The following is a 20,198-nucleotide window of genomic DNA, read 5'->3' on the forward strand; positions in this document are numbered from 1 at the left end:
CCTGTCTACCGGGTCCGTCCCCCGCCCCGCGCGGTCAGTTCTCCATGAGGCACTGGAGGCCGTCTTGGTTGTTCGTGAAGGTGTTCTTGTACATGGAGGCGACGATGTTCGTCTTCACGGGCGTCGTTCCGGGGATCGCGCCCACGTTGACGCTCACGCCGCAGGCCCTTGAGTCGCTGATCGTGGAGTTGGTGATGAAGGGGCCAATCTCGTTGTACACGTTCAGGTTGCTGGCCTTGGTCTCGACGTTGGTCCCGGCGTGGGAGACGACGACGTAATCGAGCTTGGTGCCCGAGGCGAACCAGAGCTGCAAGCCGCGCCACAGCCCAGGGACGGGCGGGGTCTGCTCGGGGACGAAGCGGATCATCGAGGTGGCGGTGCCCACCGCGATCAGGGCGCCCGGCTTCGTGGCACCGACTGAAATCTCGAGCCCTGCGCCCACGCGAACCTCGGTCCCGGCGAGCAGGGTCAGCTTCGGGGTGGAGTCCCCACCGATGTGAATGCTCGCGGTGGCCACGTAGGGGATGCCCAGCGCGGGCCACGTCTGGGTGGCCGTGACCGCTCCCGAGAAGAGCTCGACCGCATTGTTCGTGTTCCCGGAGAACGTTCCGCCCACGGGGAGGGTTCCCGCGGTGTTGGCGGCGATGCGCACCGCGTACCCCTTGCTTCCAGAGACGCTGAGCGCCTCCGAGCCCGCCCCGAAGGCGCTGCCATCATCGGCCACCAGGACACCGATGGTGGCGCTGTCCCGCACCGACACGTGCTTGAGCACGGGGACGGCCTGGTTGACCAGCGTGAGGCACGCGCCCCGGCCGCCCGCATGTCCGCAGCCGCTCAGCGTCACGTGGCTCATGGACGAGCCGCCCTGGCTCGAACCGAGGACCAGACCGTTCCACGAGCCAGCAGCCGCTCCCGGGGAGGCAGTGAGCTGAATGGGCTGGGCCTCGGTGCCCACGGCCTGCAGGACGCCATCGATGTAAAGCGCGGTGCCCGCTTGAAACTGGACCTGGACCCCGGCCTCCAGGGTCAGCGTGCTGCCCCCAGAAACCTGGATATACTTGCTCACCACATGGGGATTGTTCTCGGCGCGCCACGTCTCGTTCGAGGTGATGTCCCGGTCGTGCGAGGACAGGGAGGCCGTGACCATCACGGGCGCCTGGCCCTGCTGGGTGACACCTTTCGCTGTGGCACTGGCCTGAATGGTGACGTCACCCTGGACGAGCGCCGTGACCTTGCCCACCCCATCCACCGTGGCCACGGCCGTGTTGGTGGACGTCCAGGTGAAGCCAGCGACCGTGAAAGGCTGTCCCTTTTGATCCTTGGCGGCGGCCGCGCATTGCGTGGATTGGCCGGCCGTTACCGACGCGGGCGCACAGGTGACCGTGACCGAGCTGAGCTTGGGATCTTCCGCGGGATTCGGGGGACTCGGGTCGTCATCGCCACACCCACTGAGGACCAGCAGGGCGGACAGACAGAGGGCGGCTTTGGGGAGGGACATGGCGTGTGAACTCACTTTCAGGAAGAAGCTGAGGAGGCGGGAATCTACCGTCGGCGGAGGAGTTCCAGGAAGAACCGGGGGGCCTGCGTTGCGGCACCGTGGAAGGCTTTGTACCCTGCTGGCATGAGCGAGGATGTTGTCGGCAGGCCTTCTGACGTCCGGGCCCAGGAATCCACGGTCCTCTCGGAGCTGGAGAGCATCAGCTCACAGACGGCTTACGACGGATTTCTTGCCGCCGCCAACGCCCTGGAGCCCCACCTCCTGGAGGAGTGCGGTGCCGACATCGTCCTGGCATATCACAACGTGGTGCGAGGGGTCGAAGCGGTGCTGGGCAGAGGGGCCATGCTCATTGGCCGCCTACCCGATGTGAATGCCGTGGAGCTGTCGCGGATTCCTCTGCTGGTCCAGGGGCTGGCCTACGCTGCCCTCCAGGTGGAACGGGAGCGCCATGCGTCCCAGTTCGCAGCCCTGTTCGAACAAGCGCAGCGGTGGCGCCGGAAGCTGCGCAAGGCCGCGGAGGCGCTGGCCGAAGCGGAGCTGTTCACCGCCGCTGACATCGACGAAGTCCGCTTGTCTGGTCGGCGGAGCACGTTGGAGGACGGGCTGGCGCTCGCGGCGCTGTTCCGGCGCAACGAGCAGAAGACCGCAGGCCGCTCACCCCTCACGGGCGCCGATGTGCTGGACGCCGAGAGCACCTTCGGCCAGCTGCGAATGCTCCTCGCCCCACAGGGCGAAGGCCCCGGGGAGAACAGCACCGCCGCCTTGCTGAAGGCCATCGAGATGCGTGACCGGTTCTGGACCTTGTTGCTCGGTCGGCATGACATGCTCTGGCGGTGCGGTGCCTGGCTCTTCGGGCAAAACGTGGATGACACGGTTCTGCCACTTCCCTCCCGGCATGCGGCCGTTCCAAGACCCCGGCCCGAGCTTCCGGTGCGCGCGCGACAGGGCTCCGCGGCGGAGACGCGGCGAACCAGCGAGCCTGCGGCCCTCGCGCCCGCCCGGGAGGCGCCGCCGGGGCGTGACACCACGCGGCATCTGCGCGACCTTCAGAACGAGCTGGAGCGCAAGGCCCGGTTCTTCGTCCGGATGGGCGTCCTACCCCGCTCCCGCTGACGGGGTTCAGGGACTGGGGACCCGGGTCGTCGCTTCCTCTTCGGTCTTCGTGATGACGAGCACCTCGGCCCGGCGGTTGAGCTGGTGCTCCTGCTCGGTCGCGGGGCGGGAGCTGATGGGCCAGTCCGAGCCCATGCCCCGGATGCGCACCCGCGTTCCCGGAATGCCCTGGTCGACCAGGTACCGCCGGACCGCCTGCGCGCGCTGCAGGGACATGAACATGTCCGAGGTCTCGGCCTTCTCCGTGTCCGCATGCCCTTCGACGATGATGAGCCCTTGTCCCGGGTGCTCGGACCACTGCAAGACGACCTGATCCAGCAGGGGCACCACGCCCGTCAGGGCGGAGCTACCTTGGGTGAAGCGGACCTCACCTCGCAACACGAGCCGCTCCTGGGCCGTCGGCTGATAGGGCCGTAGCGGCTCCTGCGCAGGCTCGTTCCCGGCGGCTCCATCCTGGCGCTCGCCCCGGGTGAGGGAGTTGAACTCCCAGGTGCTGACAGGACGCAGGGTGTTCTCCACTGGGGGGGACGTCGGCTTGGCCATGGAGAGCTGAAGCTCGTGGTCCCTGGCCTCGTCGATGAAAGAGATCGGAGGAGGGGGCTCTTGGCGGAAGGACACGCCCGCGAGCATGCGGAACTGCGCGGCGCCAGGGGCGGCGCCCAGGCCGGGGCCGCCGAGCAAGAAGGCATCCAGGCCGACCAGAAGGGGGAAGCGCAGGCCGCCCAGCACTTCCACGGAGGTCTGGCGCGCGACGATGGCCCGGAGGCCGAGCTCACCCCGCGTGCCCTTGCCCGTGGTGGCCAGAGAGGCGCCCAGGTGGATCTCCGAGCGCGCGCCAGGTTTGGCAACCCCTTCCGTGGTGGTCAAGAGGATGGAGGGCCGGAACAACACACCCGCCTCGAAGGAGGGGTTCAGTCCCCGAACCACCGCCCCCACCACCATGCGCGCATGGAAGCGCGGCTTGTTATCCCCCGCCAGGGCCTGCTCCGAGCCGAAGGGCAGCCCGACGCCCAGGTCCGCCGAGAGGTCCACCGGTTGCCGGTAGCGGCGAGACAGCAGCCCGAGCCGGGCTTGCAACACCGGGGTGCTCAGCCCCTGAGCAGTCAACCGTTCGAGTCCTATCTCGTTTGGATCATCGCCTTGCTGCCAGAGGACGAAGGGCACCTGCGCGCTGACTTCGAGCCATGGCAGGAGGCCATAGCTGGCGGAGAGCAAGGCCGTGGCCCTGTCACGGACAACCTGGAGGGTCCGCTCGCCGTCGTCCAGTTCCAGGGGCATGCGCTGGTAGTGACCCAGCAGGCTCACGCTCAGTCCGCCTGGGACCATGAGCTCACCGTTACCGATGAGCACCGTGCCGCGGCCTGTATTCGTCTGGAGACGTTCCAGGTTGAAGCCAGGCAGCTGGGCTCCGGCTTGAGCCGAAGCTTGAGTGCCTACCAGCAGGGCTACGGCCATTGCCCCCCTGAGAGATGGTATGCTCATGTCCAGTTTCAAGCTTACCGCTCTTTATGCAGGGAGATGCAAGTGCTCCGACTCAGCGTCCTGGCCGTGATGGGGTTGGGGTTACTGGTCTCTTGTGGGCCAGCCGAGCTGCCGTCAGCCGAGTCACAGCACGCGCAGTCCGAAGCCTTCGCGGCCCTGCTGGCGGACGCGGGTGAGGACGGGGGAGACGCGGGCGACGACGGGGGAGACGCGGGACTGGACGATGCAGGCGCTGATGCTGGGAGCCCAGATGCGGGCCCTCAGGATGCAGGGCCTCAGGATGCGGGCCCCCAAGACGCAGGACCTCAGGACGCGGGCCCTCAGGACGCGGGCCCTCAGGACGCGGGCCCTCAGGACGCGGGCCCTCAGGACGCGGGCCCTCAGGACGCGGGCCCTCAAGATGCAGGCCCTGACGCTGGGAGCCCGGATGGAGGAGGGGCCTGCGCTGTCGGCAATGCGGTCGATGGGGGGCATCCGCTTCGCTTCGAGCACGCCACGCTGAACTTCGCGGACATCCCTGTCGGGCAGCCCAAGACGGAGACGATCCAGTTGTTCAATGACAGTTCAGCGATGATCAACGGTGAGTTGAGCTTCAGTGGCCTGGCGGCGGGGAATCCCTTCGTCACGGCTCCAGGTGTCGACTTAACGTTCAAGGTCGAGCACCCGTCCCTCATCAAGGTCACCTTCAAGCCTGATGTGAGAGGAAGCTTTGCGCGCAACCTCACGGTGACAAGCGTCGAGGGCTGCTCGTGGTCTGCCACGATCGCGATCACGGGCAGGGGCGTGGCGCCGGTGCTCGCTCCCACTCCGTTGACCGTGGATCTGCCAGACACCCCCGTCAATGATAGCAAGTCATCGACTGTGACGGTGAAGAACGAAGGGACCGCCACACTCGAAGTAAGAGGCGTGAACAAGACAGGACTCCACCAGTCGCTCTTCCAGATAACCCCGCATGATTTCGATGTGCTCGCGGGCCAGAGCCGAGCCGTGAACGTGAAGTTCGTGCCAGGCGCCAATGAGGTCACCGCCACCACACAGCTCACCTTCGTGAGCAATGATCCCGAGAGCGAGCAACAGGCGGTCACCCTCAATGCCCGGGGCGTGAATCCCCGATTGGCGGTGCTGCCCGGCAACCTCTCGTTTGGCGAGCGGGTCCTTCATGACGCGGGCGTCCTGAGCCTGACGGCCACCAAGAGCGGCTTGGGGACGCTCCGGGTGACCGATGTCTCGATTGTCGGCACCGGAACGGACCAGTTCACCGTCAATCCCAAGGTCTTCTCCATCGGAGAGGGCGCTGACGGGGGCGTGAACCTCACCGTGACGTTCAATCCCAGCGCTCCGGGAGACGCGGGGGTGACCTTGTCCTTCATCAGCAACCAGACCACGGGAACCTCGCCCACGGTCAGGGCCACGGGCCGGGGCATCTCGCCCGAGCTCGAGCTGTCCGCCTCGGCGATTGCCTTCGAAGAGCAGCAAGTCAACACGGGCAGGTCGGAGCTGCTGACGGTGACAAACCACGGAACGGGAACCCTGGTTCTCAATGCCTCGTTCAGCAGCAACCCATTGGGTGTCTTCGAACTCCCGCCGACAAGGCTGGAGGTTCCAGAGAAGCAATCCCGGACGCTGGAGGTGAAGTTCCGTCCCACGGCCGAGGGCCCGGCCACAGCCCAGGTGACCTACTCGACGAACGAGGTGGGAAGCCCCACGGGAACGATTTCGCTCAGTGGCAGAGGGGTCAATCCCGTCCTCGCGTTCAACCCCAGTGATGCGGGGTTCCCCGAGCAACTGGTGGGCTCCGACGGCGGCACGTTGACGATCATGGCCACCAACAACGGCTCGGGCACCATCCGGGTCTCGAAGGTGGTGATGACGGGGGATGCGGAGCACTTCAAGGTGTCTCCCTCGGCATTCAATGTGCCATCTGGCGGCGACGCAGGCACTCCGCTCACGGTGCAGTTCGCGCCCAAGTTCAAGGTAGATGCCGGGGTGGTCCTGACCTTCGAAAGCAACCAGGCCGCGGGGCCGATGGCCGCGGTCAACCTGCATGGACGGGGCGTGGAGCCCAACTACACCGTGCCTGGGCAGTTGGACTTCGAAGAGCAACTGGAGAACGTCCAGGTTCAAAAGACGCTGCGCTTCGCGAACACGGGGACTGGCACCCTCCAGATCTCCGGGATCACCCTTCAGGGCGCAGACAAGCCCTACTTCGATGTCCTACAACGCTCCCTCTCGATTCCGGAGAATGACTACAGGGACCTCGGTGTGACGTTCAGGCCGGACTTTGCGCGCCTGTTCGATGCGCAGCTCGTCTTTGCCAGCAATCAGCCGAACAGGACTTCGGGAAGCGTCATCCTCAAGGGCAAAGGCGTCTCGCTGGGGTACTCGCTGTCGGCTTCGTCCTTGGATTTCGGATCCATCTGGCGGGGAACCAGCAGCAGTCTGCCGATCGAAGGGGTCTTGACGGCCACGAACACAGGGACGGGAAGCCTCACCCTCACCGTTCGCGTCGATGGCGGTGGCTCGGCTTTCACGGTGAGTCCGCTCCCCATCACCGTGCCGCCGGGGCAGCTCCGAAACATTCCGATCACGTTCGCCCCTTCCGAGGAAGGCCTGGCTCAAGCCAGCCTGAAGATCGAAAGCAATATCTACGGAAGGGTGGACACCGTCTTGTTGAAGGGCACAGGGGCCCTGCCGAAGTTCCAGGTGGAGCCGACTTCCCTGGAGTTCGGGCCTATGTACGCGGGGGGCACGGCCACGGTGCCGGTGACCATCCGGAACCAGGGAAACGTGCCGCTCCGGCTGGCCGCGAACGGGATTTCCATCTCCTCGGCGGCCACCTCGATCTTCAACCACACGGCCAGCCTGCCTCGGGATATCGCCGTGGGGCCCTCGGGGGTTTACACCTTCAATGTCCGGTTCGCGCCCAAGACTGCGGACGCCTTCACCACCCACACGGGCTCTCTGACGATCGAAGTGACCCCCGTGACCCCCGCGACCGGGCAAGGCCCGGCACCGTCCGATTCCAAGACGGTGCAAATGTCGGGAACCAAGGCCGTCCTACCGGAGCTGAGCATGAACTTGCCGGGAGCCAAGCATAACTTTGGCTCGGTTCAGGTCGGAGCCGAGTCGAGGTTGACGATCACGCTGAGCAACTCGAGCCCCGCCCCCGTCTATGTGGCAGGCATCACCGAGGCGCTGCCCAACTTCCACGTGGTGCTCGTGGATCCCCTGACCCAGCCCATCACGAATACCTCTCCCTGGACCTTCCAGGTGCTCTTCGCGCCGACCCAGGAGGCCTCTACGGGGGAGCGGACGCTCAACGTCAACTTCCTGGGGTTCGAGGCGAAGCCGTTCATCGTGCAGGGCTCGGGCGTCGCCGCGAAGATGAGCTTCGACCCGCTGGTGCTCGACTTCAAGAACCAGCGGGTGGCGACGACCAGCGGTGCCAAGCTGGTGTTGATCAAGAACGAAGGGTCCACGGATCTGGTGATCTCGCAGATCCTTCCCTCGGACCCGGTCTTCAGTTTCACGGCGGTCGAAACGCTCACGGAGGAGGGGGAGCGTCCTCTCGCGGCGCTCGATGGCGGCACGCCCAACCCACCCGATGGCGGCTGGATCGTGGGACCGCAGAAGCACCTGGCCGTGTTCGTGCAATTCACCCCCAAGGAGCTGGTGGCCAAGGAGGAGCAGCTCATCGTCCTCAGCAAATACTTCTCCGCCGGAGATGGAGGCTTCCCGGCCTTGAAGGGGAACGGCGTGGATGGCCGTCTGGTGCTGGCCTCCGATGGTGGCCTCGTGTTCGATGGGGTGGAGGTGGGCACGTCCGGCACCCAGTTCGCGCGGCTCGTCAACGTCGGCAACTACCCGCTCCGGCTCGAGAGCATCGATGCGTCGGTGGGCTCCGCCTTCAACATCTCCCGGGAGTGTGAAGGGGTGGTGCTGGAGCAGGATGGCGGGAGCTGTCCGGTGGGCGTCACCTTCACGCCGCCCTACCGGGGAGGCTTCGTGGAAGACGCCGTGGTGACGAGCGATTCACCGACCAATCCCGAGCTGCGGATCCAGTTGTCGGGCAAGGCCGTGGCCGCGGACATGAAGCTGCTGCCGGGCGAGCTTCGCTTTGGCCCGTCCAACCTGGGAGAGGCGATCATCAAGGAGTTCTCCGTCGTCAATGATGGAGAGCGGGATCTGCTCGTGTCGCGTGTCGCCATCGAGGGCAATGCTGCGGATGCCGGCACGGAAGGCAGCTTCCTGGTCGATGAGTCGGATGGCGGCTCGCAATTCCGCGTGGACGCGGGAGGCAGCGCGTCGGTGCGGATCAGCTTCACGCCTCGGACAGGGGGCAGTCACGTGGGCCGCGCCGTGGTCTACAGCAACGGGGTGAGGGGAGATGGGGGGACGAAGGCCGTGCAGTTGGAAGGCAGCGGCGTCGCGCCCGCGCTGGAGGTGAACCCCGATGGGGGACTGCTGTTCGCCAACACGCCCGTGGGTGGGCATGCCGTGCTGCCCCTGATCGTGACGAACAAGGGTGAGGGACAGCTCAAGCTGAGCAACATCGTCGTGAGTGGGCTGGACAAGGGCACCTTCGAGGTGTCGCCCTCCAGCCTGAAGCCACTGGCGGCGAATGCCTCCGCCACGCTGACGGTCACGATGAGCCCGCAGGCGGAGCGGCAGTTCTTCGCCCAGGTCGACCTCACCTCGAATGAGCTCAGTCGGCCATTGGTGAGCCTGCCCCTGTCGGGAGCGGGGGGGAGCCGGAAGATCCAGATTCCCCCGCTGCTGAGCTTCGGCTTGCAACTGGTCAACAAGGCGTCGGCCAAGCGCACCGTGACCCTGGTAAACCGCGATCAGCAGCCCGTGGTCATCAAGCGGCTGGAGATCGAACAGGAAACGGTGGGTCAGTTCGTCCACGACGAAATCCCTTCCGATTACATCCTGGCGCCCTATCCCCTCGGGGGCGCCGACGCGGGGACGTCCTATCACCAGCTCGACCTGAAATTGGTGTTCACGCCCACGGCGGAAGCCAAGGTGAGCGGCAAGCTGAAGATCTACATGGACGATTCTCCGGAGCCTCGGGTGGTGGAGCTGCGGGGGGAGGGCACCTCCTCGGTGTTCTCGATGTCTCCCCCCGTGTTGGAGTTCGGGGTGGTGCGCAGTGGACGCATCGAGGACAAGTCGCTCACCATCACGAACATGAGCGATGAGCCCGTGACGCTCTACGGGCCCTCTGTGTCCTACAGGACGGGCGAGGGCTTTCTGGTCCCGGACTGGAGCCAGGGGACCCCCCGGAGCTTGGACGGGGGCGCGTCCACCTCCGTGAAGGTCTCCTACGATGCCAGGAAGCAGATGTTGTCGGATGCGACGCTCATCTTTGGCTCCGAGCCCCTCCAGCGTAAGGGCGTGGAGGTGGCGATGAAGGGCCAGGTCATCGACCTCACGGTCGAGGTGAATCCGTCCAGCCTGGACTTCGAGCGGGTGGACGTCGGGGCTCCGGCCGAATCCCGGGAGGTCGTCATCACCAACAAATCGTCCTCGGCCCAGAAGGTGGATGTCACGCAGCACGAGGGCTCGCCCTTCGAATTGGACAAGGCCGCCCTGGCCAGTCCGATTCCGCCCAACGGGACTGCTTCCTTCACGGTGACGTTCGCCCCCAAGACGACCGCCTTGGCGGAGAGTGAGCTGTTTGTCTCTGTCCAGGATGTGAAGCAGCCCGAGGTGCGGCTGTCCGTGCGAGGACAGGGCCGCAGCCTGACGGGACAGGGCGGTGGGTGTTCCTTCGGCAGCACCGGGGTGGGGAGCGCCAGCCTGCTGGCGTTGATGGCCCTGTGGGTCTGGGCCTCCCGTCGGAGGAACGGATAAGCGGATGGCCTTCGATGTGAAAAAGATCCTCGAACAGCTGGAGGCGGGCGCGCCCGCGGGCGCCGGGGTGCCCTCCTGGCAGCAGGAGAGCTGGGAGGATCCCGAAGGGTTCATCGCGGCCCTGGCGGCCGCCCACACCGGTAAGGGCGCCCCCCTGAAGAGCCTGACGGGCCAGCACTACGATTTCTTCCATGATCTCGTGGTCCGCCATGGCACCGTGGACCGGGCGGCGCTGCGCGTCTACGACAGGCGCGCCGGCTGGCAGGTGCTCAGCTACCGGCAGCTTCACGAGCAGTCCGCGCGGCGGGCCACGGAGTGGGCCCGGCAGGGCGTCAAGGCCGGGGCCAAGGTCTGCCTGGTCTACCCGGTGGGCAGTGAACTGCTCGTGTCCTTCGCCGCGGCCCTGTGCCTGGGCGCCTGCATCAGCTTCCTGCCCGCCCACGGCAAACGCTTCCTGTCACGCCGGTTGGCCGCGCTCGGGCCTGACCACCTCGCCGCGGAGCCCCACCAGGCGGCGCTGCTGGAGGGCTTCGAGAAGAAGCTGCTTCAGAGCCGGGGCCAGGATGCCCCCGCATTCACCTCGCATACCTACAAGCCCGCCGAGCCCGTGGGGCTGCTCTTCTCCCCGCTGGTGGAACCGCCGGACACGCCCGCGTTGCTCCTCGCGGCGGATGCCTGGGGGGGAGCGCTGGTGGATGGCCTGCTCACCCTGGGGCTGGGGGCTGGCGAGCACCTGGCGGCGCCGGGCTATTACCTGCTGCAGCACCTGCCAGCCTTTCTGTTCGCCACGCTGCTGCGCGGGGCCACCTATCTTCACTTGGAACTGGCGGACCTCGAGGCCCAGCCAACGCTGCTCGTGGAGCACCCGCTGCGCGCGCTGGGGGTGACGCCGGCCCTGCGCGACGTGACACTGCGGGCCCGGACGCCGCTGAAGAACGTGGCCCACTGGTTCCGCAACCCCGAGGAGCCGCTCGATTGGCAGTCCTGGCGCGCCTGGGTTCAGCAGTGCGGCCTGGGCGCGGTGCCTTCTTCCAACGTGCTCGTGGACCCTTCCGCGGGAGGCGCCGTGCTGGCCTCGCCCCGGAGGGTGCGAGACGTCCATACCGAGACCCCGCCGGCCGCTGGGCGCCGCTGGGCGTTGCACGATGTCAACATGAGCGGTCAACAGGCCCCAGGGGATGTGGGCATCTTCACCCTGGTGCCGAATGACGAGCGTCCGCCCCCCTACGTGGTGCTCACGCGCTCCTATGGCCTGTACCACTACGGAGGCCCCCGCCTGGCCAGACGGGAAGGCCGGGTGTACCTGTCCGCCGAAGTCGCGGAGGTGGTGAGGACCTTGCCCTTCGTGCGGGGCGCCACGGTGGTGACAGCCCCGACGGGTGGGGTCGCGGGACATTACCGTTATGTCTTACTTGTTTTCACGGGCTCACAAGTAGAACAGCGAGGGACCTGGTCGCAAGAGATCCGGCGCCTCCTGGAGCTTCAGTTCGGGGGGGAGCACCTTCCCGATCGGATCGAGTTCGCGCCCCTTTATGCTCGCCAGGTCGATGGGCAGGTAGATGAGCGATGGTGTCACGCCCAATTTCTCACGGGCGCCCTTCATCGGAAGAGCCTGGACTCGCTCTTCCAGGCACTGACCAAGCTCAGGGGGCGCCTGCTGGAAAAAGAAGAGCGGGGTATGTGAGGATGGTGCCTCCCGTGAGCTTCTAGCCAGGGAGGATTCCATGGGTGTCCAGGTCGTGACAGGGGCGATGTTGCAGTGCAGCTTCGGGGTGGCCCCCTCCTCACTGATGGTGCTTCCCACCAACAAGGTGATGGCCACGACACCGGCGGCCAACATCATGGACAACAAGCCCCTGGCGAACATCCTGCCATTCGGGATGTGTACGTCGATGGCGAACCCCATGGTGGCCGCGGCCACCGCGGCGGCCCTGGGGGTGTTGACGCCCATGCCGTGTGTGCCCGCGACGGCGGCGCCTTGGGTCCCTGGGTGTCCCAAGGTGCTGATCGGCAACATGCCGGCCGTGGACAGTAACTGCAAGCTGATGTGCAACTGGGGCGGAGTCATCCAGGTCGTCTCCCCCGGACAGGTCACGGTGCAAGATGGGTGAACCCGCGAAGGTGGTAGCCCCGTTGGCGCAGGGGCTTCTGAACAGGACGCTGGAGGCCGAGGCCCCCGACCTGGAGAGCTCGGATGAGCGGCTGGAGAAGGTCAACGGCCTGGTGTCCCGAGGGGACTACCTGGGGGCGGCCCGGGCCGCCGAGGCGATGCTGCGCGAGGAACTCTACGACGTGAGGCTCGTGGGGCCGTACCTGCTCGGTCTCTTCCTCGAAGGCGGGCTCCAGGCGCTGCCGGAGATGTTTCACTCGCTCTCCAGCACCCTGCTGCGCAACTGGCAGTTCTTCGGCCCCAGTAAGCGCAAGGACCTCTTTGCGGACGGGGGCCTGCGCTGGCTGCTCAAGGTGCTCAACAAGCACATCGAGCACCACGAGCGAAGCAAGGATGAGGCGTGGCAGCGCTGGAGCACGGCCTCCAACCGCGAGCCCCTGGAGCAGGCGCTCGCGCTCAGCGAGGAAATCTTCTCCTCGTTTGGCCAGGCGATGCCCCGCAACGGGTGTGAGGCGCCTTTCCGCCGCCTGACGCAATGGATGGAGGGGCACCTCATCACCCTGCCTTCCGAGCGGCCTCCACCGGAGCCAGAGATGGAAGAGGAGTTGGAACCGGAGCCCGAGGCTCCCGCCCGCAGGGAGGCCGCGACGCGCCCGGTGGTCCGCGAGGCCGGGCCCACGATGCCCGTGTCGCCCGCGATGGCGGAGCTGATGCGCAAGCTGGCCGCGTTCGACACGCTCGTTCAGCGCGGGGATTTCCAGCGGGCCAGCGTGGTGGCCGCGGACGTGATGGCGGTGATGGAGCGCTTCGATCCGCGCGTGTACCTGCCTGCTTTGTTCTCCCGGTTCTTCGCCGGGCTGAGCACGCATGCCGAGCAGGTAGAGTCGCTGCTGCAAGGCACCGAGTCCCTGTCCTTCCGCGCGCTCGATCAGCTCTACCGGGTGGATCTCGAGACCTTCCTGGCGTCCGCGTCAGGGCAGGACACTCGCGAGGCGGAGGAGTAGGGGCGTGGAGCAGTCCGTCGAGGCTCGCATTCGCGAGCGCATCCGCAGCTTCGACATTCCAGCGTTGCTGGAGGTGCTGCGCGCCTCCGGCTATGGCGGTGCGGAGATCGAATACCGCAGCCACCGCACCACGTTGCACCAGGCGCACCTGGTGCACGACATCCAGTTCCACCGGCAGCCGCGTCCGCGCATCATCATCACGGTGAACGTCGGCCTGCTCAGCGCGCAGTCGCCCTTGCCGTCCTTCCTCATGCGGACGATGGATCAGCTCGACCACGAGCGGCTCGAGCGCTTCGTGGGATTCTTTGATCACCGGCTGCTCCAGGACTGCTTCGCGGGGCTTCATCCCGAGCGCGAGGGGGCGTTGTTGCCCGGGTGGCCGGAGACGGCCCGGGATCGGCTGCGCCTGCTACGCCCCACGTGCCCGAGCACCCTGCACTGGCTCTTCAGCAAGAGCTTTCCAGAAGCGGAACTCTCGGTGCGCCGTGAGACGCGCAAGCAGCGGCTCCCCGCGCGCGCGATGCGGCTGGGGGCCAGCGCGCTGGGCGAAGGGGACACGATGGGTGGGTTCGCCTCCGTGGCCACCGGGGGCATGGAGGTGAGGGTCCACTGCAACGAGCCCCTGTCCAGCAGCGGGGTGCCCTGGGCGGTGGAGGCTCGCCGACGGTTCGAGTCGGAGGTGTTGCCGCTGCTCTCCGATAAAATGCTGATGCTCACCGTCATCCTCGTGCTGCGCGATCAGGAGGGGTTCCTGCGCATCGAGCGTGACAGCCACCTGGGATATGATCCGTTGAAGGGCGTTCCTGCCCAGGCCCAGCACGTCCTGCTTTTCTCGGGAGACACAGCGGGTTCTCAAGCGGGGAACGCCATGAGGCCCTCTTGACCCTTCGATACCACTTGTCCTTAAATGACCACTTAGAACATGGCGGGCCATGTCCTGTAAGGGCGGGTAAGGGCGGCGGGCTTTCTGGAAATGTGAACCGCTTTGTGTAAGGAGAACCCGTGCCGATTCAGGACAGTCTGCCCAAGTCTCGCATTACCCTCACCTATCGCACCAACCTCAACGGAAAAGAGGAGGACGTCAAGCTTCCCTTCCGTGTCGTGGTGATGGGTGACTTCTCGAGTGGGAGTTCCACGGATCGCCAGACAGACCTGGAAGAGCGCAAGCTGCGGTCGGTCACGGGCTCCAACATCAACGAGCTGATGAAGGACATGGGCATGTCCCTCTCGTTCGATGTGCAGGACAAGCTCAGCGCTGATGGCAATGGCCAGATGGCGATCAACCTGCCCATCGACCGGATGAAGTCTTTTCACCCGGATGAGATTGTCCACCACGTGCCCAAGCTCAAGTCGCTGCTGCTGCTGCGCAAGCTGCTGCTGGAGATGCAGGCGGATATCGACAACCGCAAGGATTTGCGGCGCAAGCTTTACGAGCTGTTCTCCAACAAGGAAGAGCTGCAGAAGTTGCTGCAGAGCGACCAGCTCAAGAGCTACGCGAGCATGCGCCTGCCTGACTCGGCCAAGCCTGCCGCGCCGTCGGCAGTTCCGGGTGCCCCTCCCGCGCTCGCCGCCGACACCGTCTCCGCTGTGGCTCCCGCCAAGGTCACCTGATTTTCTATCTTTTTTTCTTCGTGCCGAGGAGCCCCTAGCTCATGGCTGACAATAAGAATTATCTCAAAGAGTTGTTCCAGGTTCGCGGCTTCGAGGTCCCCCTCCAAGCCCAGCCCATCGTGGGAACGGGGCTGGTGCCCGCCGCGCAGAGTGACCTGCAGATGGCTGGGGATGAGCGGTTCATGTCCTCTCTGGCCGCGTTGCTCTACAACGTCGACCCCATCGAGGATGAGTCCGGGGAGGTCCGCTTCGACAAGGGCGAGGTGATGAAGGCCATCGCGCGCATCGATGGCCTCATAGAGTCACAGATGAACGAGATTCTCCACGCCGAGGAGTTCCAGGCGATGGAGTCTTCTTGGCGTGGCCTGGATGATCTGGTCAACAACACCAACTTCCAGGCGGACGTCACCATCGACATCCTGGATGTCGCCAAGGAAGAGCTGAGCGAGGATTTCGAGAAGAACTCAAGCAACATCTTCTCCAGCGCGCTGTTCGACAAGATCTACATCAAGGAGTACGACCAGTTCGGCGGCAAGCCCTATGGGGTGATGCTGGGTCTGTACGAGTTCTCCGCCTCCCGCGCGGACCTGACCTGGCTGGAGCGCATGGGCAAGGTGGCCAACGCCGCGCACTGTCCCTTTGTCTCGGCGGCCAGCCCCAAGTTCTTCGACTGTGAGAGCGTCGAGCAGCTTGAGTCGCTCAAGAACCTGGACGGCGTGCTGAACCACCCGCGTTACAGCAAGTGGATGGAACTGCGCGACAAGGAAGAGGCGGCCTACATCGGGCTGACGCTGCCTCGTTACGTGGTGCGGCTGCCGTGGGATCCCGACCGTAACCCCTGCGACGTGCTCAACTTCAAGGAGGACGCGGAGGGTGACTCGAAGAAGTACCTCTGGGGCAATGCGTCCTTCCTGATGGCGCGCAACCTCGTGAAGGCCTTCGAGCAGTCGGGCTGGTGCCAGTCCATCCGCGGCCCCAAGGGGGGCGGCTTGGTCACCGGTCTGCCGGTGGACTCCTTCACCCTGCGGGGTCAGAAGATGATCCAGGCGCCGGTGGAGATCGCCATTCCCGACTATCGCGAGTACGAATTCGCCCGGAACGGCTTCATTCCGTTGGTGCACCGCAAGGGCTCCAGCGAGGCGACGTTCTTCAGCACCCAGTCCATCAAGCGGGCCAAGAAGTTCAAGGACCCGAAGGACTCGGAGAACGCGCAGCTCGTCACCAACCTGGCCTACACCTTCTCCATCACCCGGTTGGCGCACTACATCAAGAGCATCGCGCGCGACAACATCGGCAGCACAGCCGACGCGGGCTACGTCCAGCGGCAGCTCGACGCCTGGCTGTCGGGATACATCACCACGGTGGTGAATCCGGACGACATGACGTTGCGGCGCTTCCCTTTCAAGGCCACTCAGGTCATTGTGGATTCCCGGCCTGGGGAGCTGGGCTGGTATGATTGCAAGGTAGCGGTCCTGCCGCACATCCAGTTCGAAGGCCTCAACGTGGAGTTGATGTTGGAGTCCCGCCTCGGGTAGCCAGGTTTCCTCGCAGTCTTCACGCCGCAGTCAAGTCATAGGAGGGGAGCAATGCCTCAGTTCTCGCGTTCCCTGGATGTGTACCAGGGCTTCAACTTCAAGAAGGACAAGCAGGCGTCAATCGGTTTCGTCACCGAGATGAAGATCGGCGATGTGCCCCTGGTCGCGGACCAGACGACGCTGCTGGACCCGGAGCAGCCGGGCAAGAACCTGGCGGCGGTGGTCGGTGTGCTCAACCATTACCTGTGGGAGACGGGCAACACCGACGCCATGTACCTGTCCATGCAGGTGTCCACCAACAACAAGCAGGTGGTGGCTGCGGCGCTGCTGGGGACCCTGTCCAACGTCGAGGTGTCGTTCAAGTACACCATCTACGAGTACGACCCGCTCGTGAAGAAGTACTACAAGTCGAATTACATCGACAAGGCGCTGACGGGCATCCTGGAGAAGAACGGGGATGACCTGAACCTGTCGGTGGCGGATGATCCGTCCTCCGAGGTCCAGGCGCCCAAGAACTTCACCCTCCAGGTCGGCATCAAGCCCCACACGACGGAGCAGGCGATCAACCTGGCCACGGGTTCGAGCAAGAACATCGTCAAGAAGTGGGGCATCACCGAGGCGGCCTAACCGCCGCACCACGTCAGGAAAGCCTCCCATGCAGCGCCACAAGCTCGCGCGGGTCCGCTGGCAAGTTGGCCAGACGCTCCTTCCCGAGCACTTCCGTGCCCAGGACGAAGCGCTCTCGTCCGAGACGCGGCTGCATGCGGAGCTGTCCGGGCTGCCCCAGGTCGGCATCGCCTCGTTCTCCTGGAGCGAGGCGCTGCTGGCCGAGGGCAGCCTTTCCGTTTCCGCCCTGACCGCGGTCCTTCCAGGAGGCTTCCTGGTGGACGTGCCGGGCAATGCCGTCCTCGCGCCCCTGTCCCTAGAGGCCACGGGCCGGGCGGAGGTCTCCGTCCACCTGCACCTGCTGGAGGAAACGCGGGGCGCGGAAGGGGTGCCGCTCTACGCGGATGAGCCTGCCGGTGTGCAGCGCTACGTGCGCCGGTTGCTGCTCTCCAGCGAGCAGTCCATGGACCGCGCGCTCTCCTCGATGGAGCTGGTGGTCTTCTCGAAGAATCTCGAGGGGGCCTGGAGCCCCGCCTCCCGGAAGATTCCCCCCCTGTTGCTGGTGGGGGCCAACCCGTTTCTCAATGAGCTGCTGGGCGAGCTCGACATGTTGATGGAGAAGGCCCACGGCCAGCTCCGCACCCTGTTGCTCGACAGCTACCAGCGCACGGAGCGGCTGGCGAGCGCCCGCAGGACGCTCCTGGAGGTGCGCCGGTTGCAGTCCATGCGCGCGGACATGCGCGGCGGCATCTGCCCCCACCCCTACGTCTTCTTCGATGCCCTGCGCCGGTTCTACGTCGAGGTCTGCTGCTACCTGGAGTTGGATCCGGATGGGGTCTGGCCCGCGTACCGCCACGATGACCTGGGGGCAGGGCTGTGGGGGTGGATGGAGCTGCTCAACCGGGCCTTCCGCCCCGAGGACACACGGCTCACCTACAAGCCGTTCGAGAGCAAGGAGGGGCAGTTCGTGCTGAACCCGCTGCCCGCCATGGAGGAGGGCGTGCAGAGCGAGCTCTACCTGCTGGTGCGGAGCGAGGACCCCAGCCAGCCCCCGTCCATGGAGGGGGTGAAGGTGGCGAGCCCCTCCCGCCTGTCCGCGGTGCGTCGGCTGGCGCTCCGGGGCATTCCCTTCCAGCACGTGGCGCACCCGGCGTTTCCCCACGCCTTCGGTCCTGAGATTTCCTGGTACAAGCTGTCGCTGGGGGAGGAGTGGCAGTACGCCGTGCGCGACAATGGCATGGCCTTCTATGCCACCCCCTCTTTGCAGAGGACCCAGGTTTTTCTCTTCTGGCGCAGGGCGTGAGCCATGGCGCGCCCGTCCTTTCTCGACAAGTTCACCAGCCCCTGGCAGCGCTCGGGAGACGAGGGTGAGCTGCACCAGGTGTGTCAAAACATCGAGGCCGTCCTCAACACGAAGGAGGGCTATGGGTACTTCGTCGAGGGCTTCGGGCTGGGGCGCTACACGGAGAAGTTCGGCACCCGGGACCTGATGAAGACGTTGACCGAGGAGATGCTGCGCTCGGTGGCGTGCCATGAGCCTCGCCTGCAAGGCGTGGAGCTGAAGCTGCGGGGCCAGGACTCTGGCCTGTGGTTGCACTTCGTCTTGACTGGCTCCCTGCAGGGCTCTGCCTGTACGCTGCGAGTTCTCTTCCACACCATCAGTGGCCAGGTTCGGGTGGAAGCCGTCGAGGAGGAGTGATGGAGAGCGAGCTCGGTGAACGGCTGTCCATGTCGCTCACCCTGACCGTGGGCGGCAACACCCACAAGGTCACGGCTGGCCACATCAAGCGCTTCTCGCTCCAGCTCTGGAGCTGGGGGTGGGAAGGCGAAATCGAGTTCCTGCTGACGGACACGAAGGGCCGTGGCGGCACGCAGAAGGATGCGCTGCTCGCGGACTTCATCAAGCAGGACCTCATCGCGGTCACGCTCGAGCTGAAGGCCGCCCTGCCGGAGACGTCCGGCCGCCCCAGCCAGACGGCCCTCAAGGTCCAGGGCTTCGTGAGCGAGAAGACGCTCGCCGAGGAGGCCGTCTCCACGGGGGAGAGCAGCCTCATCCTCCACCGCCGGTACGGCATCCGTTTCCAGGATGCCGCGCGGCTGCTGTGGCGGCAGCACTACCCCTGTGCCCTGTACACCGCGAAGACGGTCAAGGACGTGCTGGAGGAGCACAAGGGCGAGAAGATCGCCCTGACCTACGACTGGGACGCGGGCCTGGGCACCTCGCACCCCCTGCTCTTCGTGGGGTTGGATCCCCAGGGGGGCGCCAGCTTCTATGACTGGGTGCTCTGGTACGTGCAGTCCCACTCGGGCGTCTTCACCTACGACTACACGGCGCAGGGCTACGCGTTCGCCGGGGCCAAGGTCGCCACGGGGACGCCGATGCGGTTTCACGAGGACAACCTGGAGCGGCTGGAGGTCCTGCTGCCCGAAGTCATTCGCCACGACGTGACGGTGCTCAACGCCGTGGCCGAGGGGCCTCAGCGCCAGCCGGTGACGCAGACGCAGGCCGTCTCCGTCTCTGGCATCCGTCAGGATGTGCTGCTGTGCACCTCCATCGCGGACGAGGTGCAGGCGCGGGTGGATCTGGAGACGGCTCGGCTGAAGGCCCGGGGCCCGGAGCTGGAGCTGACCTGGCGCTCCTTCCCCGAGAAGGCGTTCGCGCCGGGCGCGCTGGTGAAGTTGCCGGCCGATGACGCCTGGGGTGCCGCGGGGATCGCCAAGGATGCGGTCCTGCGCGTGCGCAGCATGTCGCTGTCCGGCGAGGGCACGCCCGAGATGGAGAGCGAAGTCTACGGCGACGACTACGCGCTCTTCGCGTCGTTCCGGATGAGCACCCGGCTGGAGCCCAAGGAGGAGCCTTCCGTGGATCTGCCCGCCTGGCAGGCCCCGCTCTATCCCCGCTACGTGGAGGGGCTCATCGTCAGCGAGCAGGGCGAGGACGCGCACGAGACGTGGCAGGCCTATACGGATCCAGACACGTCACTGGATGACTACAAGGTGAAGGTGCCGCTCTTCGCGAATCAGATCATCCCGGCGCCCTTCAACCCCAACCTGTTGCCGGGCCACTTCTACTTCCCCGCGTACAAGGGGGAGCGCGTGTTGGTGGCGCTCGACTGGAAGCGTGCGTGGATCAAACGCTTCCTGGACTGGCGCACCGGGGTGCGCATGCCGCAGGAAGGGCAGGGCGTGCAGCTGATGGTGGGCAAGACGCCCGAGAGCGGCACCGCGCTCAAGCACTTCTACACGGACGACAAGCCCGTGTTCCTGATGCAGCGCACGAACGCGAAGGACACGCAGAAAATCCAGCTGAACGAGGGCACGCTGCTCATCCAGGTCAAGGAAGAGCCGGCGTGAGGGCCGGGAGCCCTGGGCTCCCCCACCGA

At 65.8% G+C, this 20,198-nt stretch carries 15 protein-coding genes; 12 read left to right on the forward strand and 3 right to left on the reverse strand.

Features of this window, described 5'->3' with window-relative positions; genetic code table 11:
• Positions 1-34: 34 nt before the first annotated feature.
• A complete protein-coding gene (locus tag KY661_RS20055; protein ID WP_225411733.1) occupies positions 35-1,498 on the reverse strand; it encodes an Ig-like domain-containing protein in 1,464 nt (487 codons plus the stop codon).
• A 123-nt stretch (positions 1,499-1,621) separates the two neighbouring features.
• On the opposite strand from KY661_RS20055, the gene KY661_RS20060 reads away from it, so the two are divergent.
• A complete protein-coding gene (locus KY661_RS20060; protein WP_225411734.1) occupies positions 1,622-2,611 on the forward strand; it encodes a hypothetical protein in 990 nt (329 codons plus the stop codon).
• A gap of 6 nt (positions 2,612-2,617) precedes the next feature.
• On the opposite strand, the gene KY661_RS20065 is transcribed toward KY661_RS20060, so the two are convergent.
• Both KY661_RS20065 and KY661_RS20070 read right to left on the reverse strand, forming a co-directional pair.
• Complete coding sequence (locus KY661_RS20065; protein WP_225411735.1) at positions 2,618-3,916, reverse strand: OmpA family protein; 1,299 nt, start codon at positions 3,914-3,916, stop codon at positions 2,618-2,620.
• Between the two features lie 300 nt (positions 3,917-4,216).
• The gene (locus KY661_RS20070) at positions 4,217-4,387 is read right to left on the reverse strand and encodes a hypothetical protein (RefSeq protein WP_225411736.1); all 171 of its coding nucleotides are present in this window, start codon (positions 4,385-4,387) and stop codon (positions 4,217-4,219) included.
• Positions 4,388-4,663: 276 nt separating this feature from the next.
• Between KY661_RS20070 and KY661_RS20075 the strand changes: the two genes are divergently transcribed.
• The 11 genes from KY661_RS20075 to KY661_RS20125 all read left to right on the forward strand — a co-directional run bounded on the left by KY661_RS20075 (position 4,664) and on the right by KY661_RS20125 (position 20,169).
• Positions 4,664-9,949 (forward strand): choice-of-anchor D domain-containing protein, encoded by a 5,286-nt coding sequence (locus tag KY661_RS20075; RefSeq protein WP_225411737.1) that lies wholly within the window; start codon positions 4,664-4,666, stop codon positions 9,947-9,949.
• A gap of 4 nt (positions 9,950-9,953) precedes the next feature.
• Positions 9,954-11,633, forward strand: a complete 1,680-nt coding sequence (locus KY661_RS20080) for a class I adenylate-forming enzyme family protein (protein ID WP_225411738.1) — start codon at positions 9,954-9,956, stop codon at positions 11,631-11,633.
• Positions 11,634-11,673: 40 nt separating this feature from the next.
• Positions 11,674-12,060 (forward strand): DUF4280 domain-containing protein, encoded by a 387-nt coding sequence (locus tag KY661_RS20085; protein ID WP_225411739.1) that lies wholly within the window; start codon positions 11,674-11,676, stop codon positions 12,058-12,060.
• A complete protein-coding gene (locus KY661_RS20090; protein WP_225411740.1) occupies positions 12,053-13,063 on the forward strand; it encodes a type VI secretion system protein IglI family protein in 1,011 nt (336 codons plus the stop codon). Before KY661_RS20085 ends, KY661_RS20090 begins: the two co-directional genes overlap by 8 nt.
• A 4-nt stretch (positions 13,064-13,067) precedes the next feature.
• On the forward strand, positions 13,068-13,946 hold the full coding sequence (locus tag KY661_RS20095; RefSeq protein WP_225411741.1) for a type VI secretion system baseplate subunit TssG: 879 nt from the start codon (positions 13,068-13,070) through the stop codon (positions 13,944-13,946).
• A 119-nt stretch (positions 13,947-14,065) separates the two neighbouring features.
• Positions 14,066-14,674 carry a type VI secretion system contractile sheath small subunit gene (gene tssB / locus KY661_RS20100; protein ID WP_225411742.1) on the forward strand — a complete coding sequence of 203 codons (609 nt, stop codon included), beginning with the start codon at positions 14,066-14,068 and terminating at the stop codon, positions 14,672-14,674.
• 41 nt (positions 14,675-14,715) lie between these two features.
• Positions 14,716-16,209 carry a type VI secretion system contractile sheath large subunit gene (tssC, locus tag KY661_RS20105; RefSeq protein ID WP_225411743.1) on the forward strand — a complete coding sequence of 498 codons (1,494 nt, stop codon included), beginning with the start codon at positions 14,716-14,718 and terminating at the stop codon, positions 16,207-16,209.
• A gap of 51 nt (positions 16,210-16,260) precedes the next feature.
• The gene (locus tag KY661_RS20110) at positions 16,261-16,836 is read left to right on the forward strand and encodes a hypothetical protein (protein ID WP_225411744.1); all 576 of its coding nucleotides are present in this window, start codon (positions 16,261-16,263) and stop codon (positions 16,834-16,836) included.
• Positions 16,837-16,864: 28 nt separating this feature from the next.
• Positions 16,865-18,118, forward strand: a complete 1,254-nt coding sequence (gene tssK, locus KY661_RS20115; RefSeq protein ID WP_225411745.1) for a type VI secretion system baseplate subunit TssK — start codon at positions 16,865-16,867, stop codon at positions 18,116-18,118.
• A gap of 3 nt (positions 18,119-18,121) precedes the next feature.
• Complete coding sequence (locus KY661_RS20120) at positions 18,122-18,514, forward strand: GPW/gp25 family protein (RefSeq protein ID WP_225411746.1); 393 nt, start codon at positions 18,122-18,124, stop codon at positions 18,512-18,514.
• Positions 18,514-20,169: a hypothetical protein gene (locus tag KY661_RS20125; protein ID WP_225411747.1), complete on the forward strand. Its 1,656-nt coding sequence runs from the start codon at positions 18,514-18,516 to the stop codon at positions 20,167-20,169. The genes KY661_RS20120 and KY661_RS20125 overlap by 1 nt, the downstream gene beginning before the upstream one ends.
• Positions 20,170-20,198 lie beyond the last annotated feature (29 nt).

This window comes from Allostigmatella hybrida (genome assembly GCF_020103775.1).
In the GTDB taxonomy this organism is placed as follows: Bacteria; Myxococcota; Myxococcia; order Myxococcales; family Myxococcaceae; genus Hyalangium; species Hyalangium aurantiaca.